Below are 17,534 nucleotides of genomic sequence, written 5' to 3'. Positions count from 1 at the left end.
AATAAATCTGTGTCCGTTTTATTTGCATGATCTGTCATTTGGCCTGCATGCAGAATGCCTGTATTTTCCAGACTGACTGAATCAAGACGACTGATCGATGAACCCTGAAAAGCTCGAACTGCTGATCACCCGTGAAATGCCCTTCGGCAAATACAAGGGTCGAATCATTGCCGACCTGCCCGGCCCTTACCTGAACTGGTTCGCCCGGGAGGGTTTCCCCCATGGCGAGTTGGGCGGCCTGCTGGCCCTGATGCAGGAGATCGATCACAACGGTTTGTCGGACTTGCTCGAACCGCTGCGCGCCAAACACGGCAAGCCGGCCCCGCGCCACTGAATCACCTACCGAGTACCCCATGCCCGACAACACCCGCCGCGCCCGTGATGAAGCTTTCTGGCGAACCTTTGCCGACCGCTACGATGTCGAACCCGGCCCGCTCAACCTGGAGAACGGTTACTTCGCACGCATGTCGCGCACGGTGGTCGAGGAATATCAGCGCAACATCGAACTGATCAACCGCAGCAATTCGGTGTACGTGCGCCAGCGTTTCGAACAGGGCGACAGCCTGAAGATCCGCGCGCAACTGGCCAGGTTGATTGGCGTACCCGCCGACAGCATCGCCTTGACCCGTAACGCCTCGGAAGGTTTGCAGTCGCTGATCCGCAACTACAACCGGCTGCAGCCCGGCGACCAGGTACTGGTTTGCGATCTGGAATACGACACGGTCAAAGGCGCCATGCGTTGGCTGGCGCGTAATCGCGGTGTCGAAGTGATCGAGATCGAACACGCACACCCGGCAACCTTCGACAGCTTGCTCAATACCTATCGGGAAGCCTTCGCGCGCTATCCGCGGCTGAAGCTGATGGCCCTGACCCACGTCACCCATCGCACGGGCCTGGTGATGCCGGTGCAGGCGATTGCAGCCGCTGCAAAGGAACAGGGCATCGACGTCATCCTCGACGGCGCCCATGCCCTCGGCCAGTTTGAATTCGACCTGACCGAGCTCGGTATCGCCTTCGCCGGCTTCAATCTGCACAAGTGGATCGGCGCACCGCTGACGCTCGGCTTTATCTACATCGCACCCGAACGCCTGGCCGACATCGACCCGGACATGGGCGAGATGCATTTTCCGCCCACTGACATTCGCGCCCGTACCTCGTACAGCACCCCCAACATCCCGGCGCTGATGACCCTGCCGCTGGTGCTCGAAGAACATTGGGCGATGGGCGGTGCCGCGGCCAAGGGCGCGCGGCTCAATTATCTGCGCAACCGCTGGGTCGCTGCGGCGCGGCAGTTGCCGGGCGTCGAAGTCCTGACCCCGGATGACCCACGCCTGTATTGCGGCATCACCTCGATGCGCTTTACCCGGCATGCCGACCAGCAAACCATGGTCGAGCGCCTGCTCAATGAATTCAACCTGTTCACCGTGACCCGCAGTGGCGCGGCATGCGGTCCGTGCATCCGCATTACACCGGGGCTTACCACTACCGCGGCCGACATGGATGTGCTGGTCAGGGCGCTGACCGAGCTGGGCTGACCTCAGACGGTGTACTTGTCAAAGTCCTCGGGCTTGATCTGTGTCGACACGGCGAACGTGTCGATGCCGATGGTCATCTGCCCGAAGTAGCCGTCTTCAGCCGAATCCCGCCCCAGGGTGTGCACACTCAAGGTCGATTTTTCACCGCCCATGGTTGAATAAAAATAGTCCTGAGCGTTGGTCAGTGCCGGCACGGTTCGGCCGCTGTACGGCCGGCTACCGAGCACCGAACGAGAGGCCACCTCAGGCAGATAAAGCTGCCCGACCCAGGCGACATGCCGTTCTTGCAGATAGTTGTTGCCGGCCGTGATGCGCACGGCGACGTGAATGTGCAATGCGCGACCGGCGTAAAAACCGGGATAGATCGTGGTGAAGCGCACGATGCCCGACTTGTCGGTGAACTGCCCGCCGCGCAGATAGGTATCGTCATCGGTGCGCGGGACGGCGCCGATATCACCGGTATCGACCTCGACGTCCGGGTTGATCTTGCTCCAGCCCGAATAGGCACCGCGGGCATTGCAGTGCCAGATATCCACCAGCGCATCGGGGACCGGCTCGCCGGTCATGGCATCGACAATGGTCAGCCGCAGCACCAACGGAACGCCTTCGGCGCCTTCGCTGATGTTTCTGCGGATCAGTTTGGGGTTGCGGAAATACGGGCCGGCAATCTGTTCGGGAGACAGCAGGTAGACCGGTGCCGGGGGTGCAGCTGAGGTGGTAGCGTCCATGACGTTCTCTCTTCCATAAGATGAACGCAGGCTAGCACCGGTCGATTTTCGTTATGCGGTAACTATGTATCGCATGATGTCCTTGTCCCAGTGGGAGTGAGCTTGCTCGAGCTGGCGTCGTGTCAGTCAACATCCATACAATCTGTCACACCGCTATCGCGAGCAAGCTCGCTCCCACAGGGGTACGACAACTTTTTTCAGGCAAAAAAAAACGGTGCACCGACCAAGCGCACCGTAAAGCCGTAGAACACACAACGAGGTGTAGGGTGAAGCGATCAGTCCAGCAGCGCCAAAGCCTCGGCGGTGCATTCCTGAATGCGGGCCCAGTCGCCGTTCTTGATCCACTCCGGATCAAGCATCCAGCTACCGCCCACGCACATGACGTTTTTCAATGCCATGTAGCTCTTGATATTGGCAGGTCCCACGCCGCCGGTCGGGCAGAATTTCACTTCGCCGAACGGGCCGCCCAGAGCCTTGATGGCCGCGACGCCGCCGCTGACTTCGGCCGGGAATAGCTTGAAGCGGCGATAACCCAAGCCGTAGCCTTCCATGATGCCCGAGGCATTGCTGATGCCTGGCAACAGTGGAATCGGGCTGGCGACGCTGGCTTCCAGCAGGTCGCGGGTGATACCCGGCGTGACGATGAATTGCGAGCCGGCCGCTTCCGCCGCCGCCAGCATGTGGCGATCCAGCACGGTGCCGGCACCGGTCACCAGCTCCGGACGCTGCTCACGCAGAATCTGGATGGCCTTGAGGCCGAATTGCGAACGCAGGGTGACTTCCAGGGCCGTCAGGCCACCGGCCGCGAGGGCGTCGGCCAACGGCAGAACGTCCTGCTCGCGGGCAATGGTGATCACCGGCAAAATCCGCGCTTTCGCGCAAATACTGTCGATCAGGGCAACTTTGTCCGCCATGGAAACGGTCGGGGATGGGTTTGTCATAGCGGCTGTTCCTTGGCTCATGGGCACCAGTAAATCTCTAACGTGGGTTGCAGAAACGCGCGCACCGGCATTTCGGCGACATCGTCACCGGCCAGCGCGAAACTCAGGGTGGTCAGCTTGGACTGACCGGAGATCGACAGAATTTTATGTTTGGCCGAAGCCAGCAGCGCGCGGCTCATGGTCAGGCGCTGATGCGGCACGGTCGGCGCCAGCATCGGCCAGCAGCGACGAACGCCATCGACCTGTAATGCCTCGGCAAGGTTCGGGCTGTTGGGAAACAGCGATGCGGTGTGGCCGTCATCGCCCATGCCGAGGATCAGCACGTCGATCACCGGCAACTCCGACAGCAAGCGGTCGGCCTGCTCGGCCGCCTGTTCCAGGTTGGCACTGGCGCTGTACAGGCTCAGGAACTGCGCCTTGGCCGCCTGGCCTTGCAGCAGGTAACGCTTGATCAGGCCGGCGTTGCTGTCGGCGTGTTCGACCGGCACCCAGCGCTCGTCGGCCAGGCTGATCACCACGTTCGACCAGTCCAGCGTCTGCTTGGCCAGGTGCTGGAAAAACGCCACCGGGCTGCGGCCACCGGAAACCACCAGGGTCGCAGTGCCCTGGGCGTCGATCGCGTCGCTCAGTTGTTTCGCCACGTTCAGTGCCAGGCTTTCAGCCAACAGCACCGGGCTCTTGTATGCATGGGCGCTGACGCCCTGCGGCAGTTTCAAATCAGATATCGCCATACCACGACCTCCCGTCCCGCGTGATCAGAGCAATGGAGCTCATCGGCCCCCAGGACCCGGCCGCGTACGGCTTGGGCGCATCACCGGATTTTTTCCACCCGGCGATCAACTGGTCACACCACTTCCACGCGGCTTCGATTTCATCTTTACGGACAAACAGGTTCTGATTGCCGCGCATCACTTCCAGCAACAACCGCTCGTAGGCATCGGGAATCCGTGCGCTGCTCCAGGTGTCGGAAAAATTCAGCTGCAACGGACCGCTGCGCAGCTGCATGCCCTTGTCCAGGCCTTGATCTTTGGTCATGACACGCAAGGAAATGCCTTCGTCCGGTTGCAGGCGGATAATCAGCTTGTTGCTGATTTGCAGGCGCTGCTCGGGAGCGAAGATGTAGTGCGACGGTTCCTTGAAGTGGATGACGATCTGCGACAGCTTCTGCGGCATGCGCTTGCCGGTACGCAGGTAGAACGGCACGCCGGCCCAGCGCCAGTTGCGGATGTCGGCACGCAGGGCGACAAAGGTTTCGGTGTCGCTCTGGGTGTTGGAATTGGGTTCTTCCAGGTACCCCGGTACTGCCTTGCCTTCGCTGTAGCCGGCGATGTACTGGCCGCGCACCACTTGAGTGGTCAGGCCTTCCGGGCTGATCGGCGCCAGGGCCTTGAGCACTTTGACCTTCTCGTCGCGGATGCTGTCGGCGGACAGGTCGGCCGGCGGGTCCATGGCGATCAGGCAGAGCAGTTGCAGCAGGTGGTTCTGGATCATGTCCCGCAGCTGGCCGGCCTTGTCGAAGTAACCCCAGCGGCCTTCGATACCGACCTTCTCGGCCACGGTGATTTCCACGTGGGAAATGTAATTCTGGTTCCACTGGGTTTCGAACAGGCTGTTGGCGAAACGCAGGGCGATCAGGTTCTGGACGGTCTCTTTACCCAGATAGTGGTCGATGCGGTAGGTGCGGTTCTCCGGGAAGAACTGCGCCACGGCGTCGTTGACCTTGCGCGAGGACTCCAGATCCGAACCGATGGGTTTTTCCAGCACCACACGGGTGTTTTGCGCCAGGCCGACCTTGGCCAGGTTCTCGCAAATCGCGCCATACACGGCGGCAGGAGTCGCAAAATAGGCGATGACCCGCTGCGAACTGCCGGCGGATTCGGCCAGGGCCACATAATCATCAGGGTTGAGGAAGTCAACGTGCAGGTAGTTCAGGCGCGCCAGAAAACGCTCGACCACGGCTTCGTCCAGCTCTTTGGCACCGACATAGCGGCGCAGCTCGGAGGTGATGAACGCCAGGTGCTCCTGCTCGCTGCCCGGCTCACGGGCCAGCGCGATAATACGCGTGTCCTCGTGCAGCAGGCCGGCGCCGTCGAGTTGATAGAGGGCAGGAAACAGCTTGCGCAAGGCCAGGTCGCCAAGGGCGCCGAACAAGGCAAAGGTGCACGGTTCAACCGTAATCGAGAGCATGATGTTTGTTCTTTTATCAAGTTAAGCTACAAATACCTTTTTTCAAGGCATCACTCAAGGGAAAATGTAGTAATAACCACAACATTTTCGCAAAATACAGATTCCGAGTGGTGGTCGGTCGGAGCCATCAGTAGGATAGGCCACCGTTACGGGCCTCACCAAAGGCCCTTTTTGCATTAGCCGCGCGCTTGTTGGCGCAGGTGTAAAGGATACTTATATGGACCGCGTGCGAAATTTACTGGAGCAAATCCAGAATCGCCTTGAAGAGCTGAACAAGGCCGAACGCAAAGTCGCCGAGGTGATCCTGCTCAACCCGCAGCAGGCCACCCGCTTCAGCATCGCCGCCCTCGCCCAGGCCGCCTCGGTCAGCGAGCCGACGGTCAACCGTTTCTGCCGTTCGTTCGGCGTCAGCGGCTACCCCGAGCTCAAACTGCAACTGGCCCAGAGCCTGGCCAGTGGTGCCGCCTATGTCAGCCGTGCGGTGGAGGCCGATGACAATCCGGAGGCCTACACCCAGAAGATCTTCGGCAGCGCCATCGCCTCGCTGGACAGCGCCTGCCAGGCACTGGACCCGAACCTGATCAGCCGCGCCGTCGACCTGCTGATCCAGGCCCGGCAGATCCACTTCTTCGGCCTCGGCGCCTCGGCCCCGGTGGCACTGGATGCGCAACACAAGTTCTTCCGCTTCAACCTCGCCGTCACGGCCCATGCGGATGTGCTGATGCAGCGCATGATTGCCTCGGTGGCCCATACCGGCGAGCTGTTCGTGATCATTTCCTACACCGGTCGCACCCGCGAACTGGTGGAAGTGGCGCGCATCGCCCGGGAAAACGGCGCCTCGGTGCTTGGCCTGACCGCCGAGAACTCGCCACTGGCCAAGGCCAGCACCCTGAGCCTGAACATCCCGCTGCCGGAAGACACCGACATCTACATGCCGATGACGTCGCGGATCATCCAGCTGACCGTGCTGGACGTACTCGCCACCGGCATGACCTTGCGCCGTGGCGTGGACTTCCAGCCGCATTTGCGCAAGATCAAGGAAAGCTTGAATGCCAGCCGGTATCCGGTTGGAGATGAGTTCAACTGATCCAACATTTGCGCTGATCGTCCTGACCTCATCGCGAGCAAGCTCGCTCCCACAGGGGATTGGTGTTGAACACAAAAACTGTGTTCACCGAAGATCCAGTGTGGGAGCGAGCTTGCTCGCGATGGCGGCAGACGCAGCACCGCAAATCCAGAGCTAAGCCCCCACCCGCGCCTGCAAACTCAAATGCGCCCGCTCCCCAGGTTTCAGGCACAGGCTGTCGGTGCCGCCGCTTGCTGCCTCTACACAAACGAATTCGGATATCTCGTTCCAGGTCACGCCGAGCAACGGGCGTGAACCGGGATGCCACACCACTGTGTCTGCCGTATCCCCGGTATCAATGCACAACGCCCGCTGCCAGGCATGGTCGTTCAACTGCAATTCGCCGTCGTGCTGGAACACCCGCTGACACCCGCCATCAACGCGTAACTCGCCTTCCTGCTGACAAACCTGTCGGCTCAACTGATCGTAACCCTGCGCGCCTTCGAGCCCAGACAGCGCTATCTCACTTACATCGCCAATACGCCAGTAAGCGTGCAAAGCCTGGCTCAACTGGCACGGCATGTCGTCCTGATGCTCGGTGCTCAGACGCAGTTCCATGCGCTCACCCAGGTGCGCGTGCAGGTCCACCTGCCAGTCGCACAACTTCAGTTGCCAGTGCAATCGCACGCCATCGTCGTCACTGTTGCTGTCGAGCAGCTTCCAGTCGAGCAACCGCGCCCAGCCATGGGACGGCCAGGCGTTTTCGCTCGGATGCCGGCCATACCACGGCCAACACACCGGCACGCCGCCGCGAATGGCGCCGACCTGCGGCCACTTTGCCGCACACCACAGCCAGGGTTTCTGGCCCTTGGGCTGGAAGTGCAACAACTGCGCGCCCTGACGACTGAACACCGCCTGACACAGCGGATGATCGATCACCAGCACATCGCGCGTCTGATAGCGCTCCCACGCGAACACCGGACGTTCGCGCAAGGATTTGAAGAAGCGTTGTAGCGGATGCTCAAGCATGTGCCACGGTCCTGAAAAACATGGGTGTACTCAACATTCTCACAATCCTGTAGAGCGCTTTTTGTGGCGAGGGGGCTTGCCCCCGTTGGGTCGCGAAGCGGCCCCAAAAAGGGACTGCTGCGCAGTCCAACGGGGGCGAGCCCCCTCGCCACACAAAAAAAAGCGGACAGCCATGGCTGTCCGCAAATATGCGCACATGGAGAGAAGCTTATCGCAGACGCGTTAGAACACCGACTGAATTTTCAGGCCGGCCACCAGCGCGTTGTCGACTTCATCCACACCACCCGGGTGAGTGACGTATTGCAGGTTGGGACGCACGGTCAGCCAGTTGGTCACGTGGAAGCCGTAGTTGATCTCGTAGTTGTATTCGGTTTCACGAATGGGCGAGAACAGCGGATTGTCGTATTCCGAAACACCGTTGGCCGCGTTGGTCAGCTCAGCGTTTTTCTTCACGTCATCGTTGACATGGATACGGGCGAAACCGATGCCCACGTCATCCTTCGGACGCGCGTCGAACGGGCCCTTGTACACGAACATCAGCGACTGGTAGTTGTCGATGAAGTTGGTGTCTTTGTCGTGGAACGTTGCGTTGGCCGCGATGTTCAGACCACGGGAAGCATCGCCATTGTGGCTGGTCAGTTGCTGCTGCGCGACGAACCAGTAGCCATGCTTGCTATCGTGGACGCGATAAGAGTTGCCGGTGGTCGCTGCGTTCTGGCCGTTGTCGTCCTTGAGAACGTCGTCGGCATCAGAAGTACTTTTGTAGTAACCGACACGGTATTCACCCGGCAGGTTGTTGACCTTCGGCGACCAGACCAGCTCGACCGGCAGGACGGTGCCATTGGTGCCACTGCCGCTGAGCTTGAAGCCGTTACCGTGCTCCAGTTGCGACGTGTTCTGGTTGTACGCGCCAATCTGGGCGTAGAGCTCGTCATTGATGTTGTACTTCACACGGATCGCCGCCTGGCTGACCGGCCAGTTGTACCAGATGTTGGTGGCCCAGTTACCCACCTGGGATCCGCAGAACGCCAGGTTCTGGAACTCACACGGGAAGGTGTTGAAGTCTTCACCTTCACCGAAGTAACCGGCCTTGACGTCCAGCTTGTTGTCGAAGAACTGGTGCTGAATCCACAACTGGGTCAGACGGACCATGTGGCCGCGACCATAGACTTCCTGGGAGGAACTCAAGGTGCCGGCACGCGGATCGCCGATACGGTCGTTGGAGATGTTCTCACCGTTACGGTTGGTGAGCTGGATCTTGGCCTGGGTGTTATCCCAGCCGAACAGCTTCTCCAGGTCCAGCGCCGCGCCCAGGCCAAACTGGTCGGCGTAGCGCGCGGTCTTGTCATCGTTGAAGCCGCCATGGAGGTTAGCGCCGACTTCACCGACGTAGTCCATCTTGATGTCGATGCCTTGCTCGATCAGCTTGGTACGCTCGCCACCCCAATCGCCCGTCATCCACCTGGAGTCGGAGCTGAACGCTTCATCGGCCATCGCATTGCCGGCCAGAACCAGTGCTGCCGCTGCTGAAACCTGGCAGATCAACCGGGCCTTGTTCTTCATCTTCATCCCTACTTCCTCGTTTTATTGTTATTAACTTTTCTTTTTTTAACGCGGTTACATCCGGTGCAACGCGCGACAGGCCGCGCATTGCCAATCCCCCTCTGTAGGAGCGAGCTTGCTCGCGAGAAACTTGAGAACACCGCGGGGTGTCAGGTTTCCAGTGTCATCGTTGACGTCCATCGCGAGCAGGCTCGCTCCTACAGTCTTGTTCTTCAGCGACCTTTGAATTGCGCCACGTTGTCAGCATGCGCCTCGGCTTTCGGCACGCCGGCAACCCCCAAACGCTCCCCGGTCTTGGCATCGAACAACAGCACTTTCGCCGGATCGAATTGCAGGGTCAGGGTCTCGCCCACCGCCGGCGCCACGTCCGGCGCCAGGCGGCAGCAGACCTTGGTGTCGTTGAGATTGACGAAGACCAGGGTGTCGGGCCCGGTCGGTTCGGTGACCTGGACTTCGGCACGAATGGTCGGCAACCCGTTTGCTTCGCCGTTGGCCAGGATGATCTGCTCAGGGCGGATGCCGAGGATCACTTCGCGGTCTTCAAGACCGGCGTCCTGCATGCCCAGCGGCAATTCGCAACGGGCCTGACCGCTGTCGAGCAGCGCCAGCAGACGACCGTCCTTGCGTTGCAAGCGCAGCGGGATGAAGTTCATCGGCGGCGAACCGATGAAGCTCGCCACGAACAGGTTGGCCGGGTTGTTGTAGATGTCCTTCGGCGTACCGAACTGCTGGATGATCCCGTCCTTCATCACCGCCACTTTGTCGCCCAGGGTCATGGCTTCGATCTGGTCGTGGGTCACGTAGACCGTGGTGGTTTTCAGGCGCTGGTGCATCAGTTTCATTTCGGTGCGCATCTCGACCCGCAGCTTGGCGTCGAGGTTGGACAGCGGTTCGTCGAACAGATAAATCTTCGGCCGCCGCGCCAGGGCACGGCCCATCGCCACGCGCTGTTGCTGGCCGCCGGAGAGCTGGCCGGGCTTGCGGCTGAGCAGGTGTTCGATCTGCAACAGCTTGGAAACCCGAGCGACCTCTTCGTCGATTTCGGCGGTCGGCATTTTGCGGATCTTCAGGCCGAAGGCGATGTTGTCGCGCACGCTCATGGTCGGGTACAGCGCGTAGGACTGGAACACCATGGCGATGTCGCGATCCTTGGGGCTCATGCCGCTGATGTCGGCGTCGTCCACCAGGATCGCGCCACCGCTGATGGTTTCAAGGCCCGCGATGCAGTTCATCAAGGTCGACTTGCCGCAGCCCGACGGGCCGACCAGGATCAGGAACTCACCGTCATCGATCTTCAGTTCGATGTTCTTCAGGGTGTCCGGCAAACCGGGGCCGTAGGTCTTGTTGACGTTGCGTAATTCGAGAGTTGCCATGTTCTACCCCTTGACCGCGCCGGACGTCAGCCCGCGCAGGAAATACTTGCCAGCGAATATGTAGACCAGCAGTGTCGGCAGCCCGGCGATCATCGCGGCGGCCATATCAACGTTGTATTCCTTGGCCCCGGTGCTGGTGTTGACCAGGTTGTTCAGGGCCACGGTAATTGGCTGGGCGTCGCCACTGGCGAACACCACGCCGAACAGGAAGTCATTCCAGATCTGGGTGAACTGCCAGATCAGGCAGACCATCACGATCGGGATCGACATCGGCAGCAGGATCTTCAGGAAGATCGTGAAGAAGCCCGCGCCATCGAGCCGTGCGGCCTTGACCAGCGCATCCGGAATGCTCACGTAGTAGTTGCGGAAGAACAGCGTGGTGAACGCCAGGCCGTAGACCACGTGCACCAGCACCAGGCCGGTGGTGGTGTTGGCCAGGCCGAACTTGCCGAGGGTGAACGAGGCTGGCAGCAGCACGGTCTGGAACGGCAGGAAGCAGCCGAACAGCAACAGGCCGAAGAACAGTTGCGAACCACGGAAGCGCCACATCGACAGCACGTAGCCGTTCATGGCCCCGATGAACGTGGAGATCAGCACCGCCGGCACGGTGATCTTCACCGAGTTCCAGAAGTAGCCGCCGACCACGTCCCAGGCCTTGATCCAGCCAATGCCGTCGATCACGGTCGGCCAACTCAGCAGGTTGCCGGTACGGATGTCTTCCGGGGATTTGAAGCTGGTCAGCAGCATTACCACCAACGGGATCAAGTACACCGCTGCCGCCAGCAACAGAGTTGCGTAGATCGCGATGCGGCTGAAACTGATACCCGATTTTCCGAGTTGATTAGTCATGGCGTTTGCCTCGCAGCTCGGAGTACAGGTACGGCACGAGGATGGTCAGCACGGCGCCGAGCATCAGCATGGCGCTGGCCGAACCGATGCCCATCTGGCCACGGCTGAAGGTGAAGGAATACATGAACATCGCCGGCAGGTCGGAGGAGTAGCCCGGACCGCCCGCGGTCATCGCCGCGACCAGGTCGAAGCTCTTGATCGCGATGTGCGCCAGGATCATGAAGGCACTGAAGAACACCGGGCGCAGGCTCGGCAGGACGATCTTCAGGTAGATGGTCGGCAAGCTCGCGCCATCGACTTGCGCAGCACGGATGATCGATTGATCGACACCGCGCAGGCCGGCGAGGAACATCGCCATGACAAACCCGGAGGCTTGCCACACGGCGGCGATCACCAGGCAGTACACCACGCGATCCTGATCCACCAGCCAGTCGAGACGGAAGCCTTCCCAGCCCCAGTCGCGCAGCATCTTGTCCAGGCCCAGGCCTGGGTTGAGCAGCCATTTCCACGCGGTACCGGTGACGATCATCGACAGCGCCATCGGGTACAGGTAGACGGTGCGGATGAAGCCTTCCTTGCGAATGCGCTGGTCCAGCAGCACTGCGAGGAACACGCCCAGCACCAGGCTGATGCCGATGAACATGCCGCCGAACACCGCGAGGTTCTTGCTCGCGACCCACCAGCGGTCGTTGTCCATCAGACGCATGTATTGCTGCAGGCCGACCCACTTGTAGCTCGGCATGAAGCTGGAGTTGGTGAAGGACAGTATGAATGTCCAGATGATGTAACCGTAGAAGCCAACCAACACGATCAGCATGCTCGGCGCGAGTACCAACTTGGGTAACCAGCGTTGCAGCGCATCGAACGGTGAGGCTTTGCTGAAAACCGCCACAGAGCTCATCGGGATAATCCAGGTGGAGAAGTGAAATCCGGACAGAGTTCCCCCCTGTAGGAGCGAGCCTGCTCGCGATGGAATCAAGAACACCGGGGCCTGTCTGGATTGGCGCAGTGCCTGGTAGTCCATCGCGAGCAAGCTCGCTCCCACAATGGGATGGAGCTCTCTCTGGGGTTTGCCGCAGGATCACCTGCGGCGATTACGAGTTACTGGGCAGCTTTGACAGCAGAAGCCAGTTGGGCGCTGGCCTTGGCCGGGTCAGCGTCCTTGTCGTTCATGAAGTTGGTGACCACGTCGAAGATCGCGCCCTGCACGGCCAGGGAGGTGGCCATGTTGTGCGCCATGCTCGGTTGCAGGCCGCCGGTCTTGTCGTCCGCGATGAAGTCCTTCGCCGACTTCTGGGCACACTCGTCGAAGCCGAGCTTGTCCATTTCGTTCAGCATGTCGTTACGCACCGGGATCGAACCCTTGTTCATGCTGAAGACTTTCTGGAAGTCGGTACCCAACGCGACCTTGGCCAGGTCTTGCTGGGCAGCGATGTCGCCCTTGCGATCGGCCTTGAGCTTGAACACCGCCATCGAATCGATGTTGTAGGTGAAGGCTTTTTCGGTGCCCGGGAACGCTACGCACTGGTAGTCCTTGCCGGCGATTTTCTTCGCGGCGGTCCACTCGCTTTTCGCCCAGTCGCCCATCATCTGCATGCCGGCCTTGCCATTGATGACGTCGGCGGCGGCGATGTTCCAGTCACGACCGGCGCGGTTTGGGTCCATGTAGCCGGTGATTTTTTTCAGCTCGGCGAACGACTTGGTCATCTCCGGGCCGGACAGGGTTTTCTGGTCCAGGTCGACCAGGGCTTTCTTGTAACCGTCAGCGCCCATGACCGAGAGCACCACGTCTTCGAACACGGTGCTGTCCTGCCAAGGCTGACCGCCGTGGGCGAGCGCGATGAAGCCGGCGGCCTTGAGCTTGTCGCCGGCGGCATAGAATTCTTCGAGGGTCGTCGGGGCTTTTTCGATCCCGGCTTTCTTGAACACTTCAGGGTTGATCCACAGCCAGTTGACGCGGTGGATGTTCACCGGCACGGCGACGTAGTCACCTTCGTACTTCACGGTGTCGGAGACTTTCTTCGACAGCAGGCCATCCCAGTTTTCCGCCTTGGAAACGTCTTTCAACGCGTCGGTGCTGAGCAGGCCAGTGCTGCCCCACTCCTGGATGTCCGGGCCTTTGATCTGGGCAACGCCCGGCGGGTTGCCGGCTACGGCGCGACTCTTGAGTACGGTCATGGCCGTGGAACCGCCACCACCGGCGACTGCGCCGTCCTTCCAGGTGAAGCCGTCTTTTTCGACTTGAGCCTTCAGGACATCGACCGCTGCTTTTTCACCACCGGAAGTCCACCAGTGAACGACTTCAACGGAACCTTTGGATTCGGCGGCCAGGACACTGAGGGGGAGCGCAGACAGGGAAGCGAGAGAAATGACAGTAGCGAGGCGAGAAATCGCATTCATCTAGGAGCACCTTTCTTGTTGTTATGCATGCAAGTCTGTTGCTTGCGCTGCATAAGATTCTAAACAGGAGATATCCCCTCGCAGGTAACGAAGGGATGCGCGAATGTCACCGCATGGTTACATAGAACCGCTCTGGGACGGCTGCGCCAGCGCCGTGGCCATGCTCGGCGCCAGCGCCAGGCGCGGAATCAGCACGGCTTGCCAGGCGTGGTAAAGATCAGGCTTGCCGGGCCAGATATCGGCACTCGGGCGGTTTTGCGGGTCGAGTTCGTGATGCCAGCTGCCGTCTTCGCGGTCGATGAAATGACTGTCACAGAACTCCCAGAAAAGTCGGTACCAGTGTTCGTATTGCTCTTCACCGGTGCGTTTGAGCAGCGCACTGGCGGCTGCACTGGCTTCACAATGGGTCCAGTGCAGGCGATGGCGGACCACCGCTTTGTTGTCCCAGTCCAGGGTGTAGACAATGCCCGGCGCGCCATCGACATCCCAGCCATGGAGGCAATTGTGCTCGAACAGTTTTTGCGCGTCGGTGACCAGCCAGCCCGGCGTGAGCATCCCGGCCTTCACCCGCGAAGCTTCGAGATGCAGCAACAGCCGCGCCCACTCGAAACCATGGCCCGGGGTGGTGCCGTAGGGGCGGAAGCCGTCGGCCGGATTGTCGCGGTTGTAGTCCCGCAGTGGTTGCCAGGCGCGGTCGAAATGCTCGATCACCAGGTAATCGTTGGCGGCGGCGTGGCCATGAATTACGCGCTCGACAATCCGATGGGCACGGCTGAGCCAACGGTTGTCATCGGTGACATCGGCCAGGGCGAGGAAGGCTTCGGTGGCGTGCATGTTGCTGTTGGCGCCTCGGTACGCCTCCTCTTCGCTCCAGTCGCGATTGAAAGACTCGCGCATCGCGCCTTCTTCTTCGCTCCAGAAATAAGTGTCGATGATATCGATGGCATCATCGAGCAACGCTTGCGCACCGGGGCGCTGCGCGACTACCGCTGAACTGGCGGCCAGCGCGACGAAGGCATGCAGATAGGCGTTCTTGCCGGTATTGCCGTCGCGATGTTCGGCAGTCGCGAACCAGCCGCCGTGCAGCGCGTCGCGCAACGGCCCGCGCAGGGCGCCAATCCCGTGATCCACCAGTTCGGCAAAGCCCGGTAAACCCTGAATGTGGGCCATGGCGAAGCTGTGGGTCATGCGCGCGGTGTTCATGGTCTGGGCTTGCGCATCAGGCGGGAGGCGGCCTTTTTCATCGAGGTTGCCGAAGCCTTCAGGCAGTTTCGAAGCCTTGGCGAAGGTCAGCAGGCGCAAGCCTTCGGTGGCGAGCCATTGCTGATGGGCAGGTGCGTTCAGCCAACTGCTGAAGACCGGTTGGAAGGTGTCCATGGCGTACCTTTTTTGTTGTTATGACTGTGGGGCAGCATAAACAACGGACGAAGGTCGGCTTGTAACGAAGGGGGTGGGTTATGTCACCAGCCTGTGACAATGGACACAGACATTGAGTGAAATACTTGTGGCGAGGGGGCTTGCCCCCGTCCGGCTGCGCAGCAGTCGTAAAATCAGCGACCTGATTTTTACAGGCAGTCTGTGGGTGATGGTTTTGGGACCGCTTCGCGGTCCAACGGGGGCAAGCCCCCTCGCCACAGGGTGGTGTCAATCCACTGAGCGGGGCAACTGCAACGTTACCCGCAACCCGCCTTCACGCAAATTCTGCAAGCTGACCTCACCACCATGGCTATGGGCAATGTTGCGGGCAATCCCCAGCCCCAAGCCGTAACCCTGCTGCTGCCCGGCCAGGCGGAAGTGCGGTTCGAACACCTGCTCCAGGCGCTGCTCCGGCACGCCCGGCCCCTCGTCATCGACATGCAGGATGAACGCGCTTTCGTCGTCATCGATGTGCAGGTGCGCGTTCTGCCCGTACTTCAGCGCATTGTCGATCAGGTTGCCGATGCAGCGCTTGAGCGCCAGCGGTTTGCCCGGGTACGCCGCCAGCGCCCGCCCCTGCTGGGTCACGCGGCCGTTGCCGTTCGGCGCGAGATAAGGCTCCACCAGACAATCGAGCACATGGTTGAGATCCACCGGCTCGATGTTCTCGTGGATGTCAGTGTCTTTCACGCATTGCAACGCGCCCTTGACCAGCAACTCCAGCTCGTCCAGATCGCGCCCGAACTTGGCTTGCAGTGTTTCGTCTTCGAGCAATTCAACCCGCAGGCGCAAGCGGGTGATCGGCGTGCGCAGGTCGTGGGAAATGGCGCTGAACAACTGGCTGCGTTCGGTCAGGTAACGGCTGATGCGCTCGCGCATGGTGTTGAAGGCGCGCCCGACCTCGACCACTTCGCTGCCACCGCCCTCGGCCACCGGTTCCACGTCGGCCCCCAACGACAGGTCCCGCGCCGCCCGCGCCAGGCGCTTGAGCGGACGACTCTGCCAGTGCACCAGCAGGCCGATGAACAACAGCAAAAAGCTACTGGTCAGGACGATGAACCACACCTGCTGCGCCGGCAGGCCCTGCTCTTCAAGACTGGTGTAGGGCTCGGGCAACAGCGAAGCGATGTACAGCCATTCCCCCGGTGCCATCTGGATCTGCGTGACCAGCACTGGCGGGTTCACCGGTTCCAGGGTCAGCGCGTAATGCGCCCAGGAACGTGGCAATTCATCGAGCTTCAGGCCGCCATTGAAGATGCGCAGGTCTTCCGGGCTGACGAAAGTCACCGAGATGTCCGTGTCCTGGCCGAGGGACTGGCGCAGCACTTCGTCAACCGCCTTGAGCACCGCCTCTTTACGCGGGGTGATGGGCAGCACTTCCATGCCCAGGGGTTTGTCGTTGAGCGTCACCACGAACCGGGTGCCGCCCATGCTGCGCAATTGATCGAGCACCAGGGGCCGAAACGCCACCGGCAACGAACGGAAATAACTGACGCTGGCGGTCATTGAATGGGCCAGGCTGCGGGCACTGGTGACCAGGCCCTCGAGCTGCGTGGCGCGCAGTTGCGACACCCAGATCACACTCGACAATGCCTGGGCGAACAACACCGCCAGCAGGGTCAGCAGCAACATCCGCCCGAGCAGCGAACGCGGCATCGGCACCTTGGCGGCGAGCTTGCGCAAAGCCTCAGTGACCATTGCTGGCAACCACGTTGGCCGCCAGTTGGTAGCCGCTGCCACGCACGGTGCGGATCAGCCGTGGCGGTTTTTCCGTGTCGCGCAGGCGCTGGCGCAAACGGCTGACCGCCATGTCGACGATGCGATCCAGGGGCATCAGTTCGCGGCCGCGGGTGGCGTTGCCGATGGTGTCGCGGTCAAGGATTTCCTGTGGATGATCGAGGAACAGTTTCAGCAGCGCGAAATCGGCGCCCGAAAGAATCACCTCTTCGCCGTCGATGTGAAACAGCCGATGGCTGACCATGTCCAGCCGCCAGTCATCGAAGGCCAGCACCTCGCCGCCACTGCGCTCCTGACCGAACTGCGCGCGGCGCAGCAACGCCTTGATCCGTGCCTGCAACTCCCGTGGGCTGAAGGGCTTGCCCAGGTAATCGTCGGCGCCCAGTTCCAGGCCGATGACGCGATCGGCTTCGTCGGAACTGGCGGTGAGCATGATGATCGGCACCTGCGCCTGGCGCGGATGCTGGCGAATCCAGCGGCACAGGCTGAAGCCGTCTTCGTCGGGCAACATCACATCAAGGATCACCAGATCACTCGGCGCCTCGTTCAGCGCCTGGCGAAAGCCGGCACCGTCGGGCGTGGTACGTACCTGGAAACCGGCGCGGGTCAGGTAGGTATCCAGCAACTCGCGTATCTCTTGATCGTCATCGACCAACAAAATCGACTTGTTGACTGAGCTCACGGGCGGCGTCCTTGTTGTTTGAATTGGG

General features: G+C 60.9%; 16 protein-coding genes. 3 read left to right on the top strand and 13 right to left on the bottom strand.

Going from position 1 to position 17,534, the window contains the following annotated elements; all coding sequences use genetic code 11:
- Positions 1-97 precede the first annotated feature (97 nt).
- Both ABIE16_RS01875 and ABIE16_RS01870 read left to right on the top strand, forming a co-directional pair.
- Positions 98-334, top strand: coding sequence for a DUF3820 family protein (locus tag ABIE16_RS01875; RefSeq protein ID WP_003227425.1), 237 nt, complete (start codon positions 98-100; stop codon positions 332-334).
- 19 nt (positions 335-353) lie between these two features.
- Positions 354-1,535 (top strand): aminotransferase class V-fold PLP-dependent enzyme, encoded by a 1,182-nt coding sequence (locus tag ABIE16_RS01870; RefSeq protein ID WP_429520455.1) that lies wholly within the window; start codon positions 354-356, stop codon positions 1,533-1,535.
- A gap of 2 nt (positions 1,536-1,537) precedes the next feature.
- Here ABIE16_RS01870 and ABIE16_RS01865 read toward each other — a convergent pair whose 3' ends face one another.
- The 4 genes from ABIE16_RS01865 to zwf form a co-directional block, all read right to left on the bottom strand.
- Positions 1,538-2,263, bottom strand: coding sequence for an intradiol ring-cleavage dioxygenase (locus ABIE16_RS01865; RefSeq protein WP_057713556.1), 726 nt, complete (start codon positions 2,261-2,263; stop codon positions 1,538-1,540).
- 275 nt (positions 2,264-2,538) lie between these two features.
- A complete protein-coding gene (locus ABIE16_RS01860) occupies positions 2,539-3,204 on the bottom strand; it encodes a bifunctional 4-hydroxy-2-oxoglutarate aldolase/2-dehydro-3-deoxy-phosphogluconate aldolase (protein WP_008050561.1) in 666 nt (221 codons plus the stop codon).
- A 17-nt stretch (positions 3,205-3,221) separates the two neighbouring features.
- Positions 3,222-3,935, bottom strand: a complete 714-nt coding sequence (gene pgl / locus ABIE16_RS01855) for a 6-phosphogluconolactonase (protein WP_090457404.1) — start codon at positions 3,933-3,935, stop codon at positions 3,222-3,224.
- Complete coding sequence (zwf, locus tag ABIE16_RS01850; protein ID WP_057713554.1) at positions 3,922-5,391, bottom strand: glucose-6-phosphate dehydrogenase; 1,470 nt, start codon at positions 5,389-5,391, stop codon at positions 3,922-3,924. The genes pgl and zwf overlap by 14 nt, the downstream gene beginning before the upstream one ends.
- Before the next feature lie 226 nt (positions 5,392-5,617).
- On the opposite strand from zwf, the gene ABIE16_RS01845 reads away from it, so the two are divergent.
- Positions 5,618-6,478 (top strand): MurR/RpiR family transcriptional regulator, encoded by an 861-nt coding sequence (locus ABIE16_RS01845; protein WP_170948639.1) that lies wholly within the window; start codon positions 5,618-5,620, stop codon positions 6,476-6,478.
- 153 nt (positions 6,479-6,631) lie between these two features.
- Here the strand turns inward: ABIE16_RS01845 and ABIE16_RS01840 are convergent, their stop codons facing one another.
- The 9 genes from ABIE16_RS01840 to ABIE16_RS01800 all read right to left on the bottom strand — a co-directional run bounded on the left by ABIE16_RS01840 (position 6,632) and on the right by ABIE16_RS01800 (position 17,506).
- Positions 6,632-7,486, bottom strand: coding sequence for a D-hexose-6-phosphate mutarotase (locus ABIE16_RS01840; protein WP_090457406.1), 855 nt, complete (start codon positions 7,484-7,486; stop codon positions 6,632-6,634).
- A 222-nt stretch (positions 7,487-7,708) separates the two neighbouring features.
- Positions 7,709-9,055 (bottom strand): carbohydrate porin, encoded by a 1,347-nt coding sequence (locus tag ABIE16_RS01835; RefSeq protein ID WP_429520454.1) that lies wholly within the window; start codon positions 9,053-9,055, stop codon positions 7,709-7,711.
- Positions 9,056-9,261: 206 nt separating this feature from the next.
- On the bottom strand, positions 9,262-10,422 hold the full coding sequence (locus ABIE16_RS01830) for an ABC transporter ATP-binding protein (RefSeq protein ID WP_057713551.1): 1,161 nt from the start codon (positions 10,420-10,422) through the stop codon (positions 9,262-9,264).
- Between the two features lie 3 nt (positions 10,423-10,425).
- Positions 10,426-11,271, bottom strand: a complete 846-nt coding sequence (locus tag ABIE16_RS01825; RefSeq protein WP_007974434.1) for a carbohydrate ABC transporter permease — start codon at positions 11,269-11,271, stop codon at positions 10,426-10,428.
- Positions 11,264-12,172 (bottom strand): carbohydrate ABC transporter permease, encoded by a 909-nt coding sequence (locus tag ABIE16_RS01820; protein ID WP_007974433.1) that lies wholly within the window; start codon positions 12,170-12,172, stop codon positions 11,264-11,266. The genes ABIE16_RS01825 and ABIE16_RS01820 overlap by 8 nt, the downstream gene beginning before the upstream one ends.
- Before the next feature lie 200 nt (positions 12,173-12,372).
- Positions 12,373-13,671 carry an ABC transporter substrate-binding protein gene (locus ABIE16_RS01815; protein ID WP_150813281.1) on the bottom strand — a complete coding sequence of 433 codons (1,299 nt, stop codon included), beginning with the start codon at positions 13,669-13,671 and terminating at the stop codon, positions 12,373-12,375.
- Positions 13,672-13,788: 117 nt separating this feature from the next.
- Positions 13,789-15,048, bottom strand: coding sequence for an AGE family epimerase/isomerase (locus ABIE16_RS01810; protein WP_429520453.1), 1,260 nt, complete (start codon positions 15,046-15,048; stop codon positions 13,789-13,791).
- A 267-nt stretch (positions 15,049-15,315) separates the two neighbouring features.
- Complete coding sequence (locus ABIE16_RS01805; RefSeq protein WP_198530255.1) at positions 15,316-16,743, bottom strand: ATP-binding protein; 1,428 nt, start codon at positions 16,741-16,743, stop codon at positions 15,316-15,318.
- 31 nt (positions 16,744-16,774) lie between these two features.
- Entirely contained in the window at positions 16,775-17,506 is a 732-nt protein-coding gene (locus tag ABIE16_RS01800) for a response regulator (protein ID WP_008050538.1), read from the bottom strand.
- Between the last annotated feature and the right edge of the window lie 28 nt (positions 17,507-17,534).

The organism is Pseudomonas sp. 2725, from assembly GCF_050434585.1.
GTDB lineage: Bacteria > Pseudomonadota > Gammaproteobacteria > Pseudomonadales > Pseudomonadaceae > Aquipseudomonas > Aquipseudomonas jessenii.
Note: the sequence above shows the minus strand (reverse complement) of the source record. Positions and strands in the feature narration are given on the sequence as shown.